22 protein-coding genes are annotated in these 20,067 nt (G+C 61.7%); 13 read left to right on the top strand and 9 right to left on the bottom strand.

The annotated features are described in order from the left end of the window. Nucleotides 1-73: 73 nt before the first annotated feature. Nucleotides 74-682, top strand: coding sequence for a glutathione S-transferase (locus tag ACLIKD_RS03245; RefSeq protein ID WP_428827155.1), 609 nt, complete (start codon nt 74-76; stop codon nt 680-682). A 217-nt stretch (nt 683-899) separates the two neighbouring features. Continuing rightward, entirely contained in the window at nt 900-1,478 is a 579-nt protein-coding gene (locus ACLIKD_RS03240; protein ID WP_226418860.1) for an HD-GYP domain-containing protein, read from the top strand. A 6-nt stretch (nt 1,479-1,484) separates the two neighbouring features. Here the strand turns inward: ACLIKD_RS03240 and mnmA are convergent, their stop codons facing one another. Genes mnmA through ACLIKD_RS03225 form a run of 3 tightly spaced genes read right to left on the bottom strand, consistent with a single transcriptional unit; the run spans nt 1,485 to nt 3,575 of the window. Further along, the gene (gene mnmA / locus ACLIKD_RS03235; RefSeq protein ID WP_428827154.1) at nt 1,485-2,582 is read right to left on the bottom strand and encodes a tRNA 2-thiouridine(34) synthase MnmA; all 1,098 of its coding nucleotides are present in this window, start codon (nt 2,580-2,582) and stop codon (nt 1,485-1,487) included. After that, nucleotides 2,575-3,129: a hypothetical protein gene (locus tag ACLIKD_RS03230; protein ID WP_428827153.1), complete on the bottom strand. Its 555-nt coding sequence runs from the start codon at nt 3,127-3,129 to the stop codon at nt 2,575-2,577. The genes mnmA and ACLIKD_RS03230 overlap by 8 nt, the downstream gene beginning before the upstream one ends. Next, nucleotides 3,129-3,575, bottom strand: coding sequence for an NUDIX hydrolase (locus tag ACLIKD_RS03225; protein ID WP_428827152.1), 447 nt, complete (start codon nt 3,573-3,575; stop codon nt 3,129-3,131). The genes ACLIKD_RS03230 and ACLIKD_RS03225 overlap by 1 nt, the downstream gene beginning before the upstream one ends. Before the next feature lie 89 nt (nt 3,576-3,664). On the opposite strand from ACLIKD_RS03225, the gene ACLIKD_RS03220 reads away from it, so the two are divergent. From ACLIKD_RS03220 to ACLIKD_RS03185, 8 genes are all read left to right on the top strand, one after another. Continuing rightward, nucleotides 3,665-4,585, top strand: a complete 921-nt coding sequence (locus tag ACLIKD_RS03220) for a branched-chain amino acid transaminase (protein WP_226418856.1) — start codon at nt 3,665-3,667, stop codon at nt 4,583-4,585. Nucleotides 4,586-4,601: 16 nt separating this feature from the next. Next, entirely contained in the window at nt 4,602-4,790 is a 189-nt protein-coding gene (locus ACLIKD_RS03215; RefSeq protein WP_226418855.1) for a zinc-finger domain-containing protein, read from the top strand. Between the two features lie 73 nt (nt 4,791-4,863). After that, the gene (gene waaF, locus ACLIKD_RS03210) at nt 4,864-5,874 is read left to right on the top strand and encodes a lipopolysaccharide heptosyltransferase II (RefSeq protein WP_428827151.1); all 1,011 of its coding nucleotides are present in this window, start codon (nt 4,864-4,866) and stop codon (nt 5,872-5,874) included. Next, a complete protein-coding gene (locus ACLIKD_RS03205) occupies nt 5,871-6,302 on the top strand; it encodes a YybH family protein (protein WP_226418853.1) in 432 nt (143 codons plus the stop codon). Before waaF ends, ACLIKD_RS03205 begins: the two co-directional genes overlap by 4 nt. Further along, nucleotides 6,299-7,255 (top strand): YheT family hydrolase, encoded by a 957-nt coding sequence (locus tag ACLIKD_RS03200; protein ID WP_428827150.1) that lies wholly within the window; start codon nt 6,299-6,301, stop codon nt 7,253-7,255. Before ACLIKD_RS03205 ends, ACLIKD_RS03200 begins: the two co-directional genes overlap by 4 nt. 104 nt (nt 7,256-7,359) lie before the next feature. After that, nucleotides 7,360-8,736 carry a phosphomannomutase/phosphoglucomutase gene (locus tag ACLIKD_RS03195; protein ID WP_428827149.1) on the top strand — a complete coding sequence of 459 codons (1,377 nt, stop codon included), beginning with the start codon at nt 7,360-7,362 and terminating at the stop codon, nt 8,734-8,736. Between the two features lie 9 nt (nt 8,737-8,745). After that, nucleotides 8,746-9,990, top strand: coding sequence for an EAL and HDOD domain-containing protein (locus ACLIKD_RS03190; protein ID WP_428827148.1), 1,245 nt, complete (start codon nt 8,746-8,748; stop codon nt 9,988-9,990). A gap of 138 nt (nt 9,991-10,128) precedes the next feature. Next, nucleotides 10,129-10,473 (top strand): hypothetical protein, encoded by a 345-nt coding sequence (locus ACLIKD_RS03185; RefSeq protein ID WP_428827147.1) that lies wholly within the window; start codon nt 10,129-10,131, stop codon nt 10,471-10,473. Between the two features lie 58 nt (nt 10,474-10,531). Here the strand turns inward: ACLIKD_RS03185 and ACLIKD_RS03180 are convergent, their stop codons facing one another. From ACLIKD_RS03180 to ACLIKD_RS03160, 5 genes are all read right to left on the bottom strand, one after another. Then, complete coding sequence (locus ACLIKD_RS03180; RefSeq protein ID WP_226472619.1) at nt 10,532-11,131, bottom strand: OmpW/AlkL family protein; 600 nt, start codon at nt 11,129-11,131, stop codon at nt 10,532-10,534. Between the two features lie 149 nt (nt 11,132-11,280). After that, on the bottom strand, nt 11,281-11,589 hold the full coding sequence (locus ACLIKD_RS03175; protein WP_226472618.1) for a hypothetical protein: 309 nt from the start codon (nt 11,587-11,589) through the stop codon (nt 11,281-11,283). Beyond that, entirely contained in the window at nt 11,586-14,207 is a 2,622-nt protein-coding gene (alaS, locus tag ACLIKD_RS03170) for an alanine--tRNA ligase (RefSeq protein ID WP_428827146.1), read from the bottom strand. The genes ACLIKD_RS03175 and alaS overlap by 4 nt, the downstream gene beginning before the upstream one ends. Nucleotides 14,208-14,368: 161 nt before the next feature. Then, nucleotides 14,369-15,112, bottom strand: coding sequence for a glycerophosphodiester phosphodiesterase (ugpQ, locus tag ACLIKD_RS03165; protein WP_428827145.1), 744 nt, complete (start codon nt 15,110-15,112; stop codon nt 14,369-14,371). Beyond that, nucleotides 15,112-16,419, bottom strand: a complete 1,308-nt coding sequence (locus ACLIKD_RS03160) for an extracellular solute-binding protein (protein WP_428827144.1) — start codon at nt 16,417-16,419, stop codon at nt 15,112-15,114. Before ACLIKD_RS03160 ends, ugpQ begins: the two co-directional genes overlap by 1 nt. Before the next feature lie 95 nt (nt 16,420-16,514). On the opposite strand from ACLIKD_RS03160, the gene ACLIKD_RS03155 reads away from it, so the two are divergent. The 3 genes from ACLIKD_RS03155 to ACLIKD_RS03145 all read left to right on the top strand — a co-directional run bounded on the left by ACLIKD_RS03155 (nt 16,515) and on the right by ACLIKD_RS03145 (nt 19,123). Continuing rightward, nucleotides 16,515-16,955, top strand: a complete 441-nt coding sequence (locus ACLIKD_RS03155) for a hypothetical protein (protein ID WP_428827143.1) — start codon at nt 16,515-16,517, stop codon at nt 16,953-16,955. Between the two features lie 202 nt (nt 16,956-17,157). Continuing rightward, entirely contained in the window at nt 17,158-17,520 is a 363-nt protein-coding gene (locus ACLIKD_RS03150) for a response regulator (protein WP_226472613.1), read from the top strand. A gap of 151 nt (nt 17,521-17,671) precedes the next feature. Then, nucleotides 17,672-19,123, top strand: a complete 1,452-nt coding sequence (locus tag ACLIKD_RS03145) for a DEAD/DEAH box helicase (RefSeq protein WP_428828376.1) — start codon at nt 17,672-17,674, stop codon at nt 19,121-19,123. 61 nt (nt 19,124-19,184) lie between these two features. Here ACLIKD_RS03145 and ACLIKD_RS03140 read toward each other — a convergent pair whose 3' ends face one another. Continuing rightward, nucleotides 19,185-19,982 carry a PP2C family protein-serine/threonine phosphatase gene (locus ACLIKD_RS03140; RefSeq protein WP_428827142.1) on the bottom strand — a complete coding sequence of 266 codons (798 nt, stop codon included), beginning with the start codon at nt 19,980-19,982 and terminating at the stop codon, nt 19,185-19,187. Nucleotides 19,983-20,067 lie beyond the last annotated feature (85 nt).

Below are 20,067 nucleotides of genomic sequence, written 5' to 3'. Positions count from 1 at the left end.
CCGCAATTTTACCCGCCCGACGGAGCCAAGCGCCATACGCTATAATCCAACTCCCCAAATCAGAGAGCATGTGATGAAGCTGATCGGCTCCCACACCAGCCCGTTTGTCCGAAAAGTCCGCATTGTGCTGGCCGAAAAGAAAATCGAATACGATTTCGTGATCGATTCGCCCTGGCTGGAAGACAGCAAAGTGCCGACCATCAATCCGCTCGGAAAAATCCCCGTGCTGGTGCTCGATGACGCGACCCCGCTTTTCGACTCCCGGGTCATCGTCGAGTACATCGACAACGTCACGCCGAACAACAAGCTGTTCCCCGCCCCCAATCGCGAGCGGACCGAAGTCAAGCGCTGGGAAGCGCTCGCCGACGGCATCTGCGATGCCGCCGCGACCGCCTATCTCGAAGCCAAACGCCCGCTGGCCAAGCAAAACAGCGAGTGGATTCAACGCCAGCGCGACAAAGTCACGCGCGGCCTGGAATTCATGGCCGAACAACTGGGGGAAACGCCTTTCTGCATGGGTACGCATTTCTCGATGGCTGATATCGCCGTCGGTTCTGCCCTCGGCTATCTGAATTTCCGCTTCCCCGACATCAACTGGCAGGAAAGCCACGCCAATCTGGGCAGACTGCACGCCAAGCTGATCCAGCGCCCGTCGTTCGCGGACACCCTGCCGCACGACTGAATGACACACCGGCGAGCCCTGCTCGACCGGTTCTTGCCGACTGCAGCGCCGGCCCCACCAAGCGGTGGGCGCGGCGCAATCCGGCAAAAACGAATATCCCGGGAAATTTTGCTGCGTTGGTGCGAACCCTTGCGCCCAATTTCTGGTCCAACCGGCAGATCTGTCGCCCTTCGCGGAGCAAACAACAGCCTTGATGCAAAAAGACGAGAGTGTGACCATGGAAAACATTGTCCGATCCCTGACCGTCGCCCTGGGCGAACGCGACCATCACACCCGCCTGCATTCGGAACGCGTGGTCCGTCTGGCTGCCGAGCTGGGTTGCCACATCGATCTCTCGGAAAAGGAACTGGCCCTGCTTTCGCTGGGCGCCCAGTTTCACGATATTGGCAAGATCGGGATTCCCGACAGCGTTCTCGGCAAACCGGCGCCTTTTGAGGAAGAGGAATGGGAATGCATGAAACAGCATCCGATGATCGGCGAACGCATCATCCTGGCGATCGGCGCCAACGGCTCCAGCGACGTCGCCCGTATCGTCCGCCATCACCATGAAAACTTCGATGGTTCGGGCTACCCGGACGGGCTGAAGGGGATCGACATCCCGCTTTTTTCGCGAATCATTTCACTGACCGACAATTACGACGCGATGGCAGCCAGCCGCCCCTATCACACCTCCCGCCGCCATCAGGCGGTGATGGACATCATGGTCAGCGAGGGCGGCATCAAACACGACCCCGACCTGCTCCATGCCTTCTCGGCAATTATCGAGAAGTCCGAGATGCGCGCCCGCGACGACTGATCGCCGTTAGCGGATAACCCCGCCACCGAGACATACCCGGCTCTCGTAGAGAACCACCGACTGGCCCGGCGTCAGCGCCCATTGCGGCTCGGCGAAATGGATTTCGCAGGTTTCGCCATCGACGCGCTCGACTTCGCAAGGCTGGTCGGCGGTGCGATAACGCGGCTTGGCGGTATAGACCCAGTGCGCATGCGGCGCCCGACCGGATACCCAGGATAGCTGTTCGGCGGTCAGCGCATCGCTGAACAAGGCCGGATGATCATGCCCCTGCACCACGTAGAGGATGTTCTTCTCCATGTCCTTGCCGGCGACGAACCATGCATCGTGATCGCCGCCACCGGCCCGGCCCTTTTCCTTGATGCCGCCGATATGCAAGCCCTTGCGCTGACCGAGCGTGTGGAACATCAGCCCGTCGTGCTCGCCCATCACCTTGCCGTCGTCAAGGCGGCGAATCTCGCCTTTCTTCGGCGGCAGGTAGCGGCTGAGAAAATCCTTGAACGGCCGTTCGCCGATAAAGCAGATGCCCGTCGAATCCTTCTTGGTGGCCACGTGCAGGCCCTCGGCCTCGGCGATCTTGCGCACTTCGCGCTTGTAGAGATCGGCCAGCGGAAACAGGGTTTTCGCCAGCTGCGCCTGGTTCAGGCGATACAGGAAGTAGCTCTGATCCTTGGTGCCGTCCTCGGCCTTCAGCAACTGGTACTCGCCGTTGAACTCGCGGACGCCGGCATAGTGGCCGGTGGCTATCTTGTCGGCGCCAAGCTGCATGGCGTGGTCGAGAAAAGCTTTGAACTTGATTTCCGAATTGCACAGGATATCCGGGTTCGGCGTCCGCCCGGCCTGGTATTCGCGGAGGAACTCGGCAAAGACCCGGTCGCGGTATTCGGCGGCAAAATTGACCACCTCGACATCGATGCCGATCCGGTCGGCGACGCTCATCACATCGATCAGATCCTGGCGCGACGAACAGTATTCCTCGGTGTCGTCATCTTCCCAGTTCTTCATGAACAGGCCGATCACTTTCCAGCCCTGCCGCTTCAGCAGCAAGGCGGCAACGGAAGAATCGACCCCGCCGGACAAGCCGACGACTACAGTTTTCTCAGACATCGGGCCCAGCCCCTTTTTTCCAGTCGGCCAGCGGCAAAATCACCGCCGGCTGTCCATTATCGACAAACCAGCTATCGACGACGAAGCGTGGTGCTTCGCCCTCCGTTTTCTCTTCGATCACCGCCGAATAATGCGCCGGGAACAGGTGCGCCCAGTAACGGACGTCGGCTTCCAGCACCCGATGCCAACGCAGATAGCCGCGGCTTTCCAGCAAGTGCAACAGGCGCGTCGTCGAGGTCGAGTGATCGATACAGTCCATTTTGCCGGGAATGCCGGCATCGGCGAAATTGCCACCGCGATCATTGTGGATAGCGGACTGCTCGCCGGCCAAAGCGTAAAGCCGCCCGACGGCCTGCGCCAGCAATTTTCGCTCATCGGCGGCATCCAGCGCGGCCGACAACAGCCGCTCAACATCGCCTAGCTGCCGCTCCGTGTACCGAATATCGGCCTGCACCAGGCAACCGTAGCCATAGCAGATGGGCACCTGCTCGTCGGCCGCAACGGCACCGGCCAGCACCAGCAGAAGCGCCAGCAGCCAGCGACGCATCAGCCGTAATGGACCAGCAGATCGAGCGGATACGACTTGCCGGCGACCATGTCTTCGATACAGCGCAGGATCAGCGGGCTGCGATGCCGGCCTTGCGTCGCCTTCACTTCGTCGAGGCTCAGCCAGCGGGCGGCAACGATGCCTTCATCGAGCTTGCGCTCCGCCTCAAAGCCGCGCAGTTCGCCGCCGAAGGCGAAGCGCAGATAGGTCACGTCCTTGCTCGGATGCTTCCAGTTATAGACGCCGATCAGATAGGTCGGCTTGAAATGGTAGGCCGTTTCCTCGAGCGCCTCACGCACGACCGCGTCGATCAACGACTCGCCTTCCTCAAGGTGACCGGCCGGCTGGTTGAAAGCCAGCCCGGTATCGGTTTCTTCCTCGACCAGCAGAAATTTTCCGTCGCGCTGCACGACAGCGGCAACAGTCACATTCGGTTTCCAGATCATGATACGGCTCAATCGTCAAAAGCGTTATTTTAACGTCTGAATTGGGCTAGAATTATGGGCTTTCACAGGCGCAACACGGAGAATCGAACATGTCCATGTCGGATCGCGACGGCTTTATTTGGCAAGACGGCAAGCTGGTGCCCTGGCGCGAAGCCACCACCCACGTCCTCACCCACTCACTGCACTACGGCATGAGCGTATTCGAGGGCGTCCGTGCCTATAAGACCGAACGCGGCACCGCGATCTTCCGTCTGGAAGACCATACCGACCGCCTGTTCAATTCCTCGCACATCTTCCAGATGGGCATGCCGTTCGACAAGGCCACCATCAACGAAGCGCAGAAGGAAGTGATCCGCGCCAACAATCTGGAATCCGGCTACATCCGCCCGATCGCCTTCTACGGCTCGGAAAAGATGGGCGTTTCGCCGAAGGGCGCCAAGGTGCACGTCGTTATCGCCGCCTGGCCCTGGGGCGCCTACCTCGGCGAGGAAGGCATGCAGCGCGGTATCCGCATCAAGACTTCGTCCTTCACCCGCCACCACGTGAACATCACCATGGTGCGGGCCAAGTCCTCCGGCAACTACATGAACTCCATCCTCGCCAACAACGAGGCGCTGACCGACGGCTACGACGAAGCCATGCTGCTCGATCCGGAAGGCTATGTCTGCGAAGGCGCCGGCGAGAATATCTTCATCGTCAAGAAGGGCAAGCTGTACACACCGGACCTGACGGCCTGCCTGGAAGGCATCACCCGCGCCACGGTCATTCAGCTGGCCAGCGAGCTGGGCATCGAAGTGATCGAAAAGCGCATCACGCGTGACGAAGTTTACTGTGCCGACGAAGCCTTCTTCACCGGCACCGCCGCCGAAGTGACGCCGATCCGCGAACTCGACAACCGCCAGATCGGCGCCGGCTTCCGTGGCCCGATCACCAAGGCGCTGCAGGACAAGTATTTCGACGTGGTCAACGGCCGCTCGGCAGCCCACGCCGACTGGCTGGCCTACATCTAAGTTCAGGGAGCACACGATGTCCGACAACAAGACCGTAGAAATCACCGCCCACGACCTGCCGCTGCACTGCCCGCAGCCCGCTGCGCCGCTGTGGAGCCAGCACCCGCGCGTCTTCCTCGACGTGCTGGCGAGCGGTGAAGTGGTTTGCCCCTACTGCAGCACCAAATACGTCTTCAAGGGCGAAGCGCCCAAGGGACATCATTAGTCGGTAGTTGCCAGTCGTTAGTCGCTAGCGGGTTTTGCTAACAACTAATGACCAGCGACTAATAACCGCTCTTATGAAGGCTCTCATCGTCGCCCCCTCGTGGATTGGCGACACCATCATGGCGCAGCCGCTGTTCGCGCGACTGCACGCCAGGCATCCGGGCCTCCAGCTCGATGCCTTGGCGCCGCGCTGGGTTGCCCCGGTTCTGCAGCGCATGGCCGAAATCGGCGACGTGATCGACAGCCCCTTCGCCCACGGCCAGCTCTCGCTGAAAGCGCGCTGGCAGCTTGGCCGCGACCTTGCCCGGCGCGGCTATGACGCCGCCTACATCCTGCCCAATTCGCTGAAGTCAGCACTCGTCCCCTTCCTGGCCGGCATCCCGCAACGCATTGGCTTTACCGGCGAAGCGCGCTACGGCCTGATCAACATCCATCACCGCCTCGACAAAGCGGCCTTGCCGCTGATGGTCGAACGTTTCGCCCAGCTGGCCGAAGCCCCCGGCGTTGCGCCAAGCAAACCGATTGCTTACCCGAGAATCCGCTCATCGGCCGCCGATCAGCAAAAAACGCTAGCCGAACTCGGACTGGAACGCCCGGCGCGTATCGTCGCCTTCTGCCCGGGAGCCGAATACGGCCCGGCCAAGCGCTGGCCGGCTGCCCACTTCGCTGCGCTGGCCAGGAAGCTGGCCGAGCAGGGCTGCGCCATCTGGCTGTTCGGCTCGCCCAAGGATCACGCCGTCGCCGAGGAAATCGCCCAACTCGCTCCCGGCCTCTGCCGCAACCTGTGCGGCGCCACCTCGCTCGGCCAGGCGGTCGACCTGCTGGCCATGACCGACCTCGTCGTCTGCAACGACTCCGGCCTGATGCATATCGCGGCAGCGCTCAACCGCCCACTGGTCACGCTCTACGGCTCGTCCTCCCCGGGCTTCACGCCGCCGCTCTCCGACCGGGCCGCCATCCTCAGCCTGCAACTCGCGTGCAGCCCCTGTTTCAAGCGCGAATGTCCGCTCGGCCATCTCGACTGCCTCAACAAGCTCTCGCCAGACATGGTTTTTGAAGCCGCCCTGAAACGGATCGCCGCATGAGCACACCAGCCAGCTTTGCCTCGCCCGAAGATGTCGAACACGCCTTCTACGACAGCATCGTCAAAGGTGATGCCGATCTGCTGATCCAGCTCTGGGCCGAAGACGAGGAAACGCTCTGCGTGCACCCGACCGGGGTTCGGCTGACCGGCATCGTGCCGATTCGCGAAAGCTGGCGCAATATCTTCACGACCGCCCGAATTCGTGTCCAGGCCGAACAGATCACCCATTGGCAATGCTCGGTGCTGGCCATTCATCACCTGACCGAAGTGCTGTTCGTCGGCGACGACCCAAGCCCGCACGGCCCGTTGCACGTAACGCACGTGTACAGCCGTGGCGCCCACGGTTGGCGCCTGGTCAGCCGGCACGCCTCGGCGGCCGATGACAGCCACCAGGCCATGGCGGACGCTGTGCCGCATACCCTGCATTGAAGCCCTACCAAGCGCCGGGCTGGTTGCCCGGCGGCCAGGCACAAACCCTCTGGCCGCTGCTGATCAAGCCACAGCCGCTAAAACTGCGGCGCGAACGGTGGACCACCCCGGATGGCGACTTCATCGATGTCGATCATCTCGATGGCCCGCCCGACGCTCCCTGGCTGGTGCTCTTCCACGGCCTCGAAGGCAGCGCCCGCAGCCACTACGCCATATCCACCGCCTACGCCTGCCAGGCCGCCGGCTGGCGTCTGGCCCTGCCGCACTTCCGCGGCTGCTCCGGCGAGTTGAACCGCCAGCCGCGGGCCTACCACTCCGGCGACTCGGCAGAAATCGACTGGATCCTGCGCCGCCTGCACACCGCCAACCACGGCCGGCCGCTACATGCGGCCGGCGTTTCGCTGGGCGGCAACGCGCTGCTCAAATGGGCCGGTGAACGCGGCAGCACTGCCGCCGAGCTGGTCACCGGCGTCGCCGGCATGTGCGCGCCGCTCGACCTGGCGGCCTGCGGCCACCATCTGGCGCACGGCTTCAACCGCGTTTACACGCAGCATTTCCTGAAAACGCTAAAAGCCGTTTCGGCCGCCCGTCTGCGCCGATTCCCCGGGCTATTCGATGAAATACGCATGCACCAGGCGAGCAACCTGTACCAGTTCGACGATGCCGTCACCGCTCCCCTGCACGGTTTCGCCGGCGCCGACGATTACTGGCAACGTGCTTCAGCCAAGCCGTGGTTGAAATCGATTGCCGTGCCGGCCCTGGCGGTCAATCCGACAAACGATCCATTCTTCCCGGCCAGCCATCTGCCCGGCGCTGCCGACGTCAGCCCGCTCGTCAAACTGGAACAACCGGCCGGCGGCGGCCATGTCGGCTTTGTCAGTGACGGTTTCCCGGGCAACCTGGACTGGTTGCCACAACGCCTGCTGCATTTCTTTCTATTTGAAACCACATAAACTCGTGCACTCGAGGTGAGCTTGGGTCTGACGCAAAGAAACCGCAACGAAACCCGCGCATTCTTGGCCCTTCGCCCGCTTTCAACCTCTCGACTGGATAACCAATGAGCCAACTTCCCGCTGAAATCTTCAAGGCCTACGACATTCGCGGCATCGTGAACAAATCCCTGACCGCCGACGTCGTCCGCCGGATCGGCCACGCCCTCGGCTCGCTGGCCGCCGAACAGGGCCAGACGGCCATCGCCGTCGGCCGCGACGGCCGCCTCTCCGGCCCCGAACTGGCTGGCGCCCTGATGGATGGCATCTGTGCCGCCGGCATTGATGCGATCGATGTCGGTTGCGTGCCGACCCCTGTCACCTACTTCGCCGCCTACGAACTCGGCTGCCACTCCTGTGTTTCGGTGACCGGCAGCCACAACCCGCCGGACTACAACGGCCTGAAGATGGTCATCGGCGGTACGACGCTGGCCCTCGATGCCATTCAGGATCTGAAGCGGCGCGCCGAGTCCGGCAAGCTGCAGCATGGTCAGGGCAAACGACGCACGGCTGACGTGATGTCCGCCTACATCGAGAAAATCGTCGGCGACGTCAAGCTGGCCCGTCCGATGAAGATCGTCATGGACTGTGGCAACGGCGTCGCCGGGGCGATTGCACCGGAATTGTTCAAGCGCCTCGGCTGCGAAATCGTGCCGCTGTTCTGCGAGGTCGACGGCAACTTCCCGAATCACCACCCCGATCCGTCGAAGCCGGAGAACCTGGCCGACGTCATCCGCGCCCTGCAGGAAACCGACGCCGAACTCGGCATCGCCTTCGACGGCGACGGCGACCGGCTGGGTGTCGTCACCAAGGACGGCGAAATCATCTTCCCGGATCGCCAATTGATGCTGTTCGCGGCCGACGTGCTGTCCCGCGTACCGGGTGGTCAGATCATTTACGACGTCAAATGCACCCGCCTCCTCGCCCCGTGGATCCGCCAGCACGGCGGCGTACCGCTGATGTGGAACACCGGCCACGCCCTGATCAAGGCCAAGCTGAAGGAAACCGGTGCCCCGCTGGCCGGCGAGATGAGCGGCCACTGCTTCTTCAAGGAACGCTGGTACGGCTTTGACGACGGCCTGTACACCGGCGCCCGCCTGCTCGAAATCCTCGCGCGGGCAAGCGACGGCAATCCGCTGCTGAAAAACCTGCCGAATTCGCCATCAACCCCGGAATTGAATATCAAGATGGCCGAAGGCGAACCCTTCACGCTGATCGACAAGCTGAAAGCCGCCGGCCAGTTCGCCGGTGCCGAGCAGATCATCACCATCGACGGCGTGCGCGTAGAATACGCTGATGGGTTCGGCCTGGCCCGGCCGTCGAACACCACTCCGGTCGTCGTGCTGCGCTTCGAGGCGGATAACGCGGTCGCCCTGGAACGGATTCAAGCCGACTTCCGACAGGCCCTGAATGCCGTCTGGCCGGGGATTAAACTACCGTTTTAAGGAGTATTCGTGAGCGAAGATGCCGCCGATCAGTTATTTCTCGGACGCCAGCCCATTCTCGACCGCGAGCAGCGGCTCGTCGCCTACGAACTCCTGTTCCGCAATGGAACACGCAATGCCGCCGACGTCACCGATGATGTACAAGCCACCGCCACGGTCATTGCCAACGCGTTCTCCGAACTAGGTGTCGAGGCGGCACTCGGCACCTGCCGCGGCTTCATCAATGTCGACGAGCAGTTCCTGTTCAGCGACATGCTGGAACTGCTGCCTCGCCACTGCGTGGTTCTTGAAATTCTCGAGACCGTGCCGCCCAGCCCGGCCGTCGTCGAACGCTGCAAGGCGCTGAAGGCGGCGGGCTTCACGCTGGCCCTCGACGACGTCATCCAGCTCCAGCCGGAATTCGTCGAGCTGCTCACCCTGGTCGAAATCGTCAAGGTCGATATCCAGCCGCTGTCGCGCGTCCAGCTGATGCAACTGGTAATTAAACTGAAACCGCTAGGCAAACAATTGCTGGCCGAGAAGGTGGATTCCCGCGAGCAGATGGAACTCTGTCTGAAACTGGGGTTCTCGCTGTTCCAGGGCTACTATTTTGCCAAGCCGACGATCATTGCCGGCCGCAAGCTCGACCATTCGCAAGTATCGCTGATGAAGTTGATGGGCCTGCTGCTTGGCGATGCCGATACCGGCGAACTCGAAGAAGCCTTGAAACCGGAGCCGGGCCTGACGGTCAACCTGCTGCGCATGACCAACTCGGTCGGCTCCGGAACCACCGAAACGATTACCTCGCTGCGCCACGCGATCACCGTGCTCGGCCGCCGCCAGCTGCAACGCTGGCTGCAACTGCTGGTTTTCGCCTCCGGCAAGCAGCCGGGAACCAGCAACCCCCTGCTGCTCATCGCAGCGACGCGTGGCCGACTGATGGAACTGCTGGCCGACGAAATGCGGGCCGGCGATGCACCATTTGCCGACAAGGCTTTCATGGCCGGCATCATGTCGCTGATGCCGGCGCTGATTGGCCTGCCGATCGGCGAACTGATCGCCTCACTCGGGCTCAACACCGAATTACGCGAAGCGCTGTGCGACGGTAGTGGTCCGCTCGGCGATCTGCTCTGCCTGGCGGAAAGCAGCGAGAGTGGCGATCTTGAGCAACTGGCCGAAAATCTGGGCCGACTTCCCGGCCTGACCCCGAAGGCACTCAATCGCGCCCAGACCAGTGCCCTGCACTGGGCCAACTGCATCGGGCAGGACAAATGATCGCGGCGCAGTAAGCTGCGTGCAGTTCGATTACAGGCCGTGACAAAGGGATGACAGTCGCGACACAGACAGGCTGGAACAAACCCGGCACGATTGTCGCCCGGCCCCTACTTTCGCCGGAACTTATCCAGGAGCAGCATGACCGCCAACGAAAACGCCCATAGCGAATCGACGATGAATCAACAAACACGCCATCACTTCGCCAACGCCGGGCGACCGGCCACCGGATTCCTGGGCAAGGTACTGGCCTTCGTGCTCAGTGCCGGCCTGTTGGTTCTGGGATTCATTTTTTCGCTGGCCGCACTGGCTGTCGTTGCCGTCGTCGGGATCAGTTTGGCCGGCTGGCTGTGGTGGAAAACGCGTGCCATCCGCAAGCAGCTTCGCACCATGCCCCATGCCGAATATGGCGGCGGCCAGATCATCGAAGGCGAAGTCGTGTGCGATGCCGATCAGCCGACGGCTAGCGGCCGACTATTGCCCTGACCAAAAAAGAAGAGGGGCGCCCCCTTGACGCCCCTCATCGCAGATCGCTACAGATACCTCAGAAGCGATAGCCGATGCCGACACCCGCGGTAATCGGGTTGAGATCCAGCGTACCAATCTTGTTGCCGCCAACCTTTACGTCGGTATCCATCTGGATGTACTTGACGTCCAGATTGAGCGCAACGTTCTTGGTCAGCATGTAGTCGAAACCAACCTGAGCAGCCAAACCCCAGCTGGAACCGTCAACCGAAGCAGCGCCACCAAGAATGTTCCGCGTCTTGGTGAAAATGGTGTAGTTCAGGCCCAGACCGACGTAAGGCTTGAAGGCACCCAGTTCGGTGACGTGGTACTGGAACATCAGCGAAGGCGGCAGCGCCTTGATGGTTCCCTGCTTGTCACCGTTCACCTTGATGTCGATGTTTTGCGGATAGGTCAGGACCAGTTCGGTCGCAAAATTCGGGGTGAAGAAGTAGCTGATATCGACTTCAGGAATCCAGCGGTTATCCGCTTCAACCTTGGCAGCCAGATCATTCTGGCCGTTCTTGAAATCGAGAAATACCGCGCGCGCCCTGACCATCAGCGGACCTTCGGCCTGAGCGACGTTCGCCGACAGAACACCAACCGCTACCAACGCAGCAACAAGAATCTTCCTTTGCATAAACACACCCTCCGCACTTCGTTGAAAGAAGGGGATGTTACTGCCGGCCAATATCGACAATTTGACCTGCATCAATATAACCACATTATTTGAATGGTCAATTCCAGCATCAGATCCTGAGCGCCCGCACCAAAAAAAACCGACCTCGTTCAGCGTATCTTCGGATTCAGCGAACCGCGGTTGTAATCCTTGTCACCGGGCATGATGGTGCGGCCGATGCCGCCGAACAATCCACCCTGCGCCTCGATCGGCCGCGTCTTGTTTTCCGGGTACTGAGCTGCCACTTCCTTGGCTGCAGCAGCCTTGGCGACGTCGACATATTCCCAGCGGCCGTTGGGGAACAGATGCACCTTCTGGCCGTCAACGGTGAGCGCCTCGAGCGGTACGCGATCCAGCTCGGCAGCCAGGCCGGACCCGGCCGCCGTAGCCAAAATCAGGATCAATGCGGCGGCTTTCACAGCTTGCCTTCGACCCAGGCAGCCACCGAGGCGAGCGCTGCCGGCAGATTTTCCGGTTGCGTACCGCCGGCTTGCGCCATGTCCGGACGACCACCGCCCTTGCCGCCGACTTGCTGAGCCACCATGTTCACCAGCTCGCCGGCCTTGACCTTGCCGGTCAGGTCGGCGGTCACGCCGGCAATCAGCGTTACCTTACCGTCGAGCACGGAAGCCAGAACGACGGCGGCGCTCTTCAACTTGTCCTTCAATTTGTCCATCGTTTCACGCAAGGCATTGAGGTCGGCCCCTTCGAGCGTCACCGCCAGCACCTTGGCGCCCTTGACCTCAATGGCCTGGCCGAGCATGTCGTCGCCCTGAGCCGACGCCAGCTTGCCCTTGAGGGCGGCCAGTTCGCGCTCCAGCTTGCGGACCTGATCGAGGACGGCGGCAACGCGGGCCGGCACTTCCTTCGGCAAGACCTTCAGGGTGCCAGCCACGCCACCGAGGGCGGTTTCCATATCCTGCATGTAAGTCAGCGCGTTATCGCCGGTGACCGCTTCGACCCGGCGCACGCCGGCCGCCACACCACCTTCGGCGGTGATGCTGAACAGACCGATGTCGCCGGTGCGCGAGACATGCGTACCACCGCACAGTTCGCGCGACGAGCCGATATCGAGCACCCGCACGCTATCGCCGTATTTTTCGCCGAACAGCATCATGGCCCCCAGCTTCTGGGCTTCGGCAATCGGCAGGACGCGGGTTTCGTTGGCCGTATTGGCCAGAATCTCGGCATTGACGATGTTCTCGACGCGACGGATTTCCTCGTCGCTGAGCGGCTGGTTATGCACGAAGTCGAAACGGGTCTTGTCCGGATCGACCTGCGAGCCTTTCTGCTGGACGTGATCGCCGAGCACTTCGCGCAGCGCCTTGTGCAGCAGGTGGGTGGCCGAGTGATTGCGGGCAATCCGCGCCCGGGCCAGCACGTCGACCTTGGCCGTAACGCCGTTGCCGACGGTGATCGCACCGGTCTTGACCACACCGTGGTGACCGAAGACGGCGGCCTGGATCTTTTGCGTATCCTCGACAGCGAAAATACCATGCACCGACTGCAGCACGCCGCAATCGCCGACCTGGCCGCCAGATTCGGCGTAGAACGGCGTGTTGTCGAGGACAACGACGCCGATTTCGCCTTCGTTCAGCTGGTTGACCGCCGCACCGTCCTTGTACAGCGCCAGCACGTTGCCCTTGAATTCGAGCGCCTCATAACCGTGGAACGTCGTGGCCGGACCGCTATATTCCAGATTGGTCGCCATCTTGAACTTGCCGGCGGCCCTCGCCTGATCCTTCTGGCGCGCCATGGCGGCGTCGAAGGCAGCGGCATCGACGGTGATGTCGTGTTCGCGGCAGATGTCCTGCGTCAGGTCGAGCGGGAAGCCGTAGGTGTCGTGCAGCTTGAAGGCGGCATCACCATTGAACACCTTGTTGCCGGCAGTCTTCAACGCGGCGAGTTCGGCTTCGACGATGGCCATGCCGTGCTCGATGGTTTCGAAGAAACGATCCTCTTCCTGCTTCAGCGTGGCGATGATCTTGTGCTGATTCTGCCCCAGCTCCGGGTAGGCGGTGCCCATTTCAGCGACCAGATCGGGCAGCATCTTGTGGAAGAAGGCAGTGCGGGCACCCAGCTTGTAACCGTGGCGGATGGCACGGCGGATGATGCGGCGCAGCACGTAGCCACGACCTTCGTTGCCGGGAATGACACCATCGGCAATCAGGAAGGAACAGGCGCGGATATGGTCGGCCAGCACCTTGAGCGACGGCGAATCCATGTCGGCAGCGGAGGTTTCACGCGCCGCCGCCTTGATCAGGCTCTGGAACAGGTCGATTTCATAGTTGGCATGGACGCCCTGCAGCACGGCCGAAATGCGCTCCAGGCCCATGCCGGTATCGACCGAAGGCTTGGGCAGCGGATGCATGACGCCGGCTTCGTCGCGGTTGAACTGCATGAAGACGTTGTTCCAGATTTCGATAAAACGGTCGCCGTCTTCGTCCGGCGATCCCGGAGGGCCGCCCCAGTGCTTTTCGCCGTGATCGTAGAAGATTTCGGTACACGGACCGCAGGGGCCGGTGTCGCCCATCATCCAGAAATTGTCCGAGGCGTAACGGGCGCCTTTGTTGTCGCCGATGCGGATGACCCGTTCGACCGGCACGCCGATTTCCTTGGTCCAGATATCGTAGGCCTCGTCGTCCTCGGCATAGACGGTGACCGTCAGCTTGTCCTTGGGCAGCTTGTAGACTTCGGTCAGCAGTTCCCAGGCGTACTTGATGGCGTCGCGCTTGAAGTAATCGCCGAACGAGAAGTTGCCGAGCATCTCGAAGAAGGTGTGGTGACGGGCGGTGTAGCCAACGTTTTCAAGATCGTTGTGCTTGCCGCCGGCCCGCACGCACTTCTGCGAGGTCGTGGCGCGCGTGTAGGGACGCTTGTCGAAGCCGAGGAAAACGTCCTTGAACTGGTTCATCCCGGCATTGGTGAACAACAGCGTCGGATCCTCATGCGGCACCAGCGAACTGGAGGAAACGATCTGATGGCCCTTGGAGGCGAAGAAGTCGAGAAACTGCTGGCGGATTTCGGAGCTTTTCATAAGCTGGCGGCCTCAAAGGCGTGGAATTCGAAAGCCGTGATTTTAAATGAAAGCGCCAGGCTTCAGTGAAGGCTCATCTCGGCAAAGCCGACGTAAAGCCGGAAAGCACCGGCCGGGACGAAAAACCCGCCGGGCCGCTCAAAGGCCAAGCCGGTTAAAAATCAACCCCCTGAATGCAAGCCATCGCCAGCACCGGTTAGCGGCGCAAAGAGATCGAGGCGATCGGTAAACATAGAGCTGACCCCCCGGCCGACGAGAGCTTTCGCCATTTCAGGGTGGTTGACGGTGTAACACAGCACCGGAATATTGCGGACAGCGGCCTCGGCCAGCACCTCGTCGCCGAGCAATTGGGCATCGCAATGCAGCGAAATGGCCTGCAGGCGCCGCATGTCGTCCAGCCATTGAGCGGGAACCGCCTCAAACAGCACGCCACGATCGATTTCCGGTACCAGATCGCGGGCAATTTCCAGCGCTTCCAGCGAAAACGAGGAAATCAACGGCGGCACCGTGGCGCCGCGCCACAACTCGGCAGTCAAACGGGAGACCACTTCCGCCGTCGCCTGCTCGTGGCCGAACGCCGGTTTGATCTCGACATTGGCGAGCAGGCCAAGCTCGCGGCACAAGTCGGCCGCCTCGACAAAACGGGGGATGCGCTCGCCATGGCCGGCATCGAGCGCAAACAGAACGGCATCCGACGTATCGCAGACGCGACCAACACCGTTGGTCGTCCGCTCCAGCGTCTCATCGTGAATAAGGACCGGCGTCCCGTCGCCACTCAACATCACATCGAATTCGACGGCCCGAAAACCCAACCGAGCCGCCAGCCGGATGCCGGCCAGCGTATTTTCCGGGGCCAGCGAACCGCCGCCGCGATGGGCAAACCAGCGCGGCAGCGGCTTCCGCATCAGAAGGGCTGTGCCTTCTTCAGCGCCGGCTTGGCAGCCAGCACGGCGTTACCACGGCTAACCGAGATATCGAGCGCGGCCTTGGCTGGTTTCTGGTTGGCCCAGACCGCTTCCATTTCTTCGTCGGTGATCTGGCGAACCGCATCGACATCGGCGACATGGGACACTTGTTTGCCGGCATTGCCTTTCAGTGAAGCGTAGGCGACTTCCAGCGTACGATCGCCATCATCCTTGAGGATCTTGCTGCGGGCCGCGGCACGTCCGGCGGCGGTAAGTGGCAGACCGCCATAGACGCGCACTACTTCGACCTGCATTTCCGGCGACAGCAGGAAGGAAACGAACTTCGCCGCCTGCTTGTATTCGGCAGCCGAACGACCGGCACCGACCCACAGCGAGGCGCCGTCGGCCAGCGACGGCTGGCGGCCACCGTACACATCGTCATGATAGGGCAGCGGCGCGACACCCAGTTCGACACCCTTGGCGTCACGAAAATCGACGTGCTCACGGGAATCGGTGCTGATCATCGCGCACTCGCCTTCATGGAATTTCTTGCTGGCTTCGTCACGCCGCCCGAACAGGCGGAAATAGCCAGCCTTGCTCCAGGTCGCCATCATCGCGATATGTTTGACCTGCGGCAGGCCGTTGAAAATCAGTTGCCCCTTGTCGCTGGTCGCCGGCGAGCCGGAAATCGCGCTGACATTATCGACATGCACCCAGACCGGCCACGACGAGGTGTAAGGGCAGGCGTAGCCCGCATCCTGCAGTTTGTCGAGGACACCCTGCATTTCAAACCAGGTTTTCGGCGGCTGCTCCGGATCCAGTTTGGCCTTGCGGAAAGCATTCTTGTTGTAGAAGAGGACCGGCGTCGAATAGATCAGCGGCAGGGCCACCAGTTTGCCCTTGGCATTGACCACCGTAGCCTTCAGATCAGCCGAGAGTTCGCCGACATTCAGCGGCTGTTTGGCCTTGGCCATCATGTCGGCGAGCGGAATCAATTCTTTCGGCTGGCTGAGCACTTCGCTCATGTCGTAGCGGCGCAGCAGGTTGAGTCCGGCGGGCTTGTCGCCCTTTTCCAGACGCACCAGTTTGAGGTTTCCACCGTTTTCCTTGTTGAAACGGTCGACCACCGTCTGCAAACGCTCGGCGGCGTCAGGACTGAGGTTGTGGGCGAGTTCGGCGTCGGCGGCGGCAACCGGGGCGACAGCCTTGGCTGCCTGCTTGGTCGACTTGGCCGGCTTGGCCGCGTGAGCCGAACAGGCGAGTGCCAGAGCAATTGCTGCCACCAAGGGATGAAAACGATACGACATGGGTACTCCCGTGGATCAGAAAGGCAACGATTATAACGCCCGCCCCCAGGCCAGGCGCCCTCCATATTCGCTGCGAATGTGCGAGAATTCGCGCCATGCTCAAGCGCGCGTTCCTCATCTCCATCGCCATTCTGGCCCTCGCCGGCTGCGACCAGATCAACCAGAAGCTTGGACTGGAAGATCCGGTCGCCAAAGAGGCCCGCCTCGAAGCCGAAGCCAAGGCCGTCGGCAGCGCCTGCCGACATTCCGGACGGGCCATCGAGGATTGTTACGCGATCTACGGATGGCTCCCCAAGGCCGGCATTTACGCCGGCTGGCGCGAAATGGACGAGTACATGCGGGAAAACAAGATCGAAACGATAACCCCGCAATTACCGCCGGCCGAACCACCTGGCGCAGCCAAGAAAAAGAAAAAGGTAGCAGCGCCCGAAGGCGCCGCCGAGGGCGACGCGGCAAAAGTCGGCGAACCCGCCGCAGCCAAAACCGCCGAGCCGGTAGCGAGCAAAGACACCGAGAAGAGCAGCGCCAAACCCTGAACGCACGGCCTTGTGACCAACGCCGCGGTTGCTCTTGATGCAGGATCTCAACTGAAAGCGGCCTCAGCCAGCAATATTTCGCCTCCGGCTAAATACTGGTGCAGGCCAGACAAGCGGTGGAATAATCGACGCACGGTCGATCCCGACCCAACATGCGCCGTTGGCCCGCCCCTCACCATTCACCTGCGACTGGCAATAATTCATGCCTGAACTTCACGCACTGGTCGTCGACGACCACCCGATCAATCGCCTGCTGGCCTGTGCGTTGCTGAAAAAGCTGGGCTGGACGGCGCACGAAGCTGAAACCGGAGAGGCCGCGCTGATCCTCGCGGCGCGCCAGACATTCCAACTCGTCCTGCTCGACATCAGCATGCCGGGACTCTCCGGCGAAGAGACCTGCAGCCAGTTGCGCGAAATCGAAGGTGACAGAAAACTGCGCATTCTGGCCTACACCGCTCACGCCTTCCCGGAAGATCGCGCACGCTTTCTCGCCGCCGGTTTCGACGACATTCTGGTCAAGCCGATCAACCGCCAGCGCCTTGAAGAACTGATCGGAGCCGGGTAAGCGGCCCTCCGCTGCCAATTTTCCGCGCAGCGCCGAGCGGACATATCCGGGTACTCGGGAGCAGGTAAGCGTATAATCCTGCCCCATGTCTGAAATCAATACCTTAGCCGGCGATAGCGCCGTTATAGCCGCTGCCGATGTAGCGCCCGAAATCACCTTTGCCGACCTTGGCCTGGCACCCGAACTGTTGCGTGCCGTGCTTGACGAGGGTTACACCAAACCAACGCCGATCCAGGCCCAGGCGATCCCGCTGGTCATCCGCGGCCAGGACATCATGGGCGGCGCCCAGACCGGCACCGGCAAGACGGCGGCGTTCACGCTGCCGATCCTGCAGCGCATCCTGCCTTTCGCGAGCAGCAGCCCGTCGCCGGCCAAGCATCCGGTACGCGCGCTGATCCTCGCGCCGACCCGCGAACTGGCTCTGCAGGTCTATGAATCGGTCAAAGCCTACAGCAAGCATACCCATCTGCGCTCGATGTGCGCCTTCGGCGGCGTCGATATCCGGCCGCAGATCGCCGAACTGAAAAAAGGCGTCGAAATTCTCGTCGCCACGCCAGGCCGCCTGCTCGACCACGTCGAAAACAAGAGCGTCAGCTTCAATTCGGTGCAGGCCCTGGTCCTCGACGAAGCCGACCGCATGCTCGACATGGGTTTCGTGCCCGACGTCACCCGTATTCTGAACATGCTGCCGCAACAACGGCAGAGCCTGCTCTTCTCGGCCACCTTCTCGGACGAAATCAAGAAGCTCGCCGATACCATGCTGAAATCGCCGGTGCTGATCGAGGTTGCCCGGCGCAATCAGGTTTCCGACACCATCACGCACCGGGTCCACCCGGTCTCGGAGTTTGGCAAGCGCAATCTGCTGATCAAGCTGCTGAAATCGAGCGAAATCAACCAGTGCCTGGTCTTCATGCGCACCAAGCAGGGCTGCTCGCGCCTGACCCGCGAACTGCAGCGGGCCGGCATCCGGGCCGATGCGATCCACGGCGACAAGAGCCAGCTCGAACGGATCAAGGCGCTCGATGACTTCAAGAGTGGCACGACGGTAGCGCTGATCGCCACCGACGTCGCAGCACGTGGCCTGGATATCGACGACCTGCCGCACGTCATCAACTACGAATTGCCGCACACCCCGGAAGACTACGTGCACCGCATCGGCCGGACCGGCCGGGCCGGCAAGACCGGCAACGCCATTTCGCTGGTCAGCGCACATGAAGTCGGCTATCTGGTCGATATCGAGAAATTGATCAAGCGGCCGATCGAGCAGGTTGAAGTCGCCGGATTCGAGCCGGAACCGGAATACGAATATCCGCCGGGAAACAAGAAGAAGCGTTCCGCCGCAGCACCGGCCAAGGCTCCCGTGGCGCACCGCCCCGAGCGTTCGGAACGTCCGGAGCGCTACGAACGCAGCGAGCGTTCGGACCGTCGCCCGCCCCGCCGCAACTCGATGATTGCTGCGGATGGTTTCGATTTCAGCAAGCCCTACGAAGATGCCGCACCGCGCGGCGAAGTGCCGGACTCGCCGAATGCCCCTGCCAAGGCCGATCCGCACAAGCCGAAACGGGTGGTGGCAGCCTTGCTCGGTGGCATCGGCCGGAAATAAACCACTCCCGGTAAAAAAACAAACGGCGCCTTCGGCGCCGTTTTTATTTGCGTTGCTTCCGCTAAGTCTTGGCGCGTGGCACAAAGCCAGCCGGCGGCGTCGGCTTGCTCGATACGGCTTCAACCAGCTTGATGATCGCCAGCGACAGGTTGTCCCCTTCGCCGGCCGCTCTTTTACGCGCCGTGTCGATGAGGATTTCGCAGGCATTGCGGGCCGAATTGTCGGCAACCAAGGTCGCCATTTCGCCATCGTCGAAGTACGCCCAGAGTCCATCCGAACAGAGGACGAAAGCATCGCCGGCTTGGAGGTCGGCCGTGTCCGAAAAGTCGAATTTCGGCTCTTCCTGGCCGCCCAGCGAGGTCAGCAGCACATTGCGATTGGGATGGGTCAAGGCCTGTTCGGCGGTTATTTTCCCGATAGAAACCAGGTGTTCGACGTAGGAATGATCGACGGTACGGGTCAGCAACTGCTTGCCGCGAAAGTGATAGAGCCGGCTGTCGCCGCAGTGCGCCCAGGTAATCCGTCCGGGCTGCAACAGCAACATCACGGCGGTGCTGTGCGGATCCTTTTCATTCATGAAGCGCGATGCCTTGATCATCGTATGCGCTTCGCGCATGCTGTTTTCCAGCATGCAATGCGGACTTTCCTCGGCCGGCGCGAAATGGTCGAGATTGTTCTTGGCGGTATGGACCACCTGCTCGGCAGCCAATGCGCCGCCGGTATGGCCGCCCATGCCATCGGCGACGACGGCCAGCGCCACACCCTTTCGGCGGGCGTGCGGCAAGATCGCGACGCGATCCTGTTGTTCTTTACGGTCCCCTTGATGCTGCGCTGCGCAGGCATCGATTGTTATCGCCATCCGGCCTCCCTGTAGCGGCGAAAGGTTATCACGAAAGTCTTGGAGCGGGCTCACCGCCATGCCCGGGGCGGCAGCTCAGTACGCC

It is taken from the genome of Azonexus sp. IMCC34842 (assembly GCF_050368855.1).
GTDB lineage: Bacteria > Pseudomonadota > Gammaproteobacteria > Burkholderiales > Rhodocyclaceae > Azonexus > Azonexus denitrificans_A.
The sequence above is the reverse complement of the archived record's forward strand: the minus strand, read 5'-3'. Positions and strand labels throughout refer to the sequence as shown.

Coding starts and splice junctions, on each gene's coding strand:
- ugpQ (WP_428827145.1), bottom strand. CDS start 15,112: ATGCGGAAGCCGCTGCCGCGCTGGTTTGCCCATCGCGGCGGCGGTTCG.
- ACLIKD_RS03155 (WP_428827143.1), top strand. CDS start 16,515: ATGCTCAAGCGCGCGTTCCTCATCTCCATCGCCATTCTGGCCCTCGCC.
- ACLIKD_RS03245 (WP_428827155.1), top strand. CDS start 74: ATGAAGCTGATCGGCTCCCACACCAGCCCGTTTGTCCGAAAAGTCCGC.
- mnmA (WP_428827154.1), bottom strand. CDS start 2,582: ATGTCTGAGAAAACTGTAGTCGTCGGCTTGTCCGGCGGGGTCGATTCT.
- ACLIKD_RS03150 (WP_226472613.1), top strand. CDS start 17,158: ATGCCTGAACTTCACGCACTGGTCGTCGACGACCACCCGATCAATCGC.
- waaF (WP_428827151.1), top strand. CDS start 4,864: ATGAAGGCTCTCATCGTCGCCCCCTCGTGGATTGGCGACACCATCATG.
- ACLIKD_RS03185 (WP_428827147.1), top strand. CDS start 10,129: ATGACCGCCAACGAAAACGCCCATAGCGAATCGACGATGAATCAACAA.
- ACLIKD_RS03240 (WP_226418860.1), top strand. CDS start 900: ATGGAAAACATTGTCCGATCCCTGACCGTCGCCCTGGGCGAACGCGAC.
- ACLIKD_RS03195 (WP_428827149.1), top strand. CDS start 7,360: ATGAGCCAACTTCCCGCTGAAATCTTCAAGGCCTACGACATTCGCGGC.
- ACLIKD_RS03160 (WP_428827144.1), bottom strand. CDS start 16,419: ATGTCGTATCGTTTTCATCCCTTGGTGGCAGCAATTGCTCTGGCACTC.
- ACLIKD_RS03215 (WP_226418855.1), top strand. CDS start 4,602: ATGTCCGACAACAAGACCGTAGAAATCACCGCCCACGACCTGCCGCTG.
- ACLIKD_RS03230 (WP_428827153.1), bottom strand. CDS start 3,129: ATGCGTCGCTGGCTGCTGGCGCTTCTGCTGGTGCTGGCCGGTGCCGTT.
- ACLIKD_RS03180 (WP_226472619.1), bottom strand. CDS start 11,131: ATGCAAAGGAAGATTCTTGTTGCTGCGTTGGTAGCGGTTGGTGTTCTG.
- ACLIKD_RS03205 (WP_226418853.1), top strand. CDS start 5,871: ATGAGCACACCAGCCAGCTTTGCCTCGCCCGAAGATGTCGAACACGCC.
- ACLIKD_RS03225 (WP_428827152.1), bottom strand. CDS start 3,575: ATGATCTGGAAACCGAATGTGACTGTTGCCGCTGTCGTGCAGCGCGAC.
- ACLIKD_RS03220 (WP_226418856.1), top strand. CDS start 3,665: ATGTCCATGTCGGATCGCGACGGCTTTATTTGGCAAGACGGCAAGCTG.
- ACLIKD_RS03140 (WP_428827142.1), bottom strand. CDS start 19,982: ATGGCGATAACAATCGATGCCTGCGCAGCGCAGCATCAAGGGGACCGT.
- alaS (WP_428827146.1), bottom strand. CDS start 14,207: ATGAAAAGCTCCGAAATCCGCCAGCAGTTTCTCGACTTCTTCGCCTCC.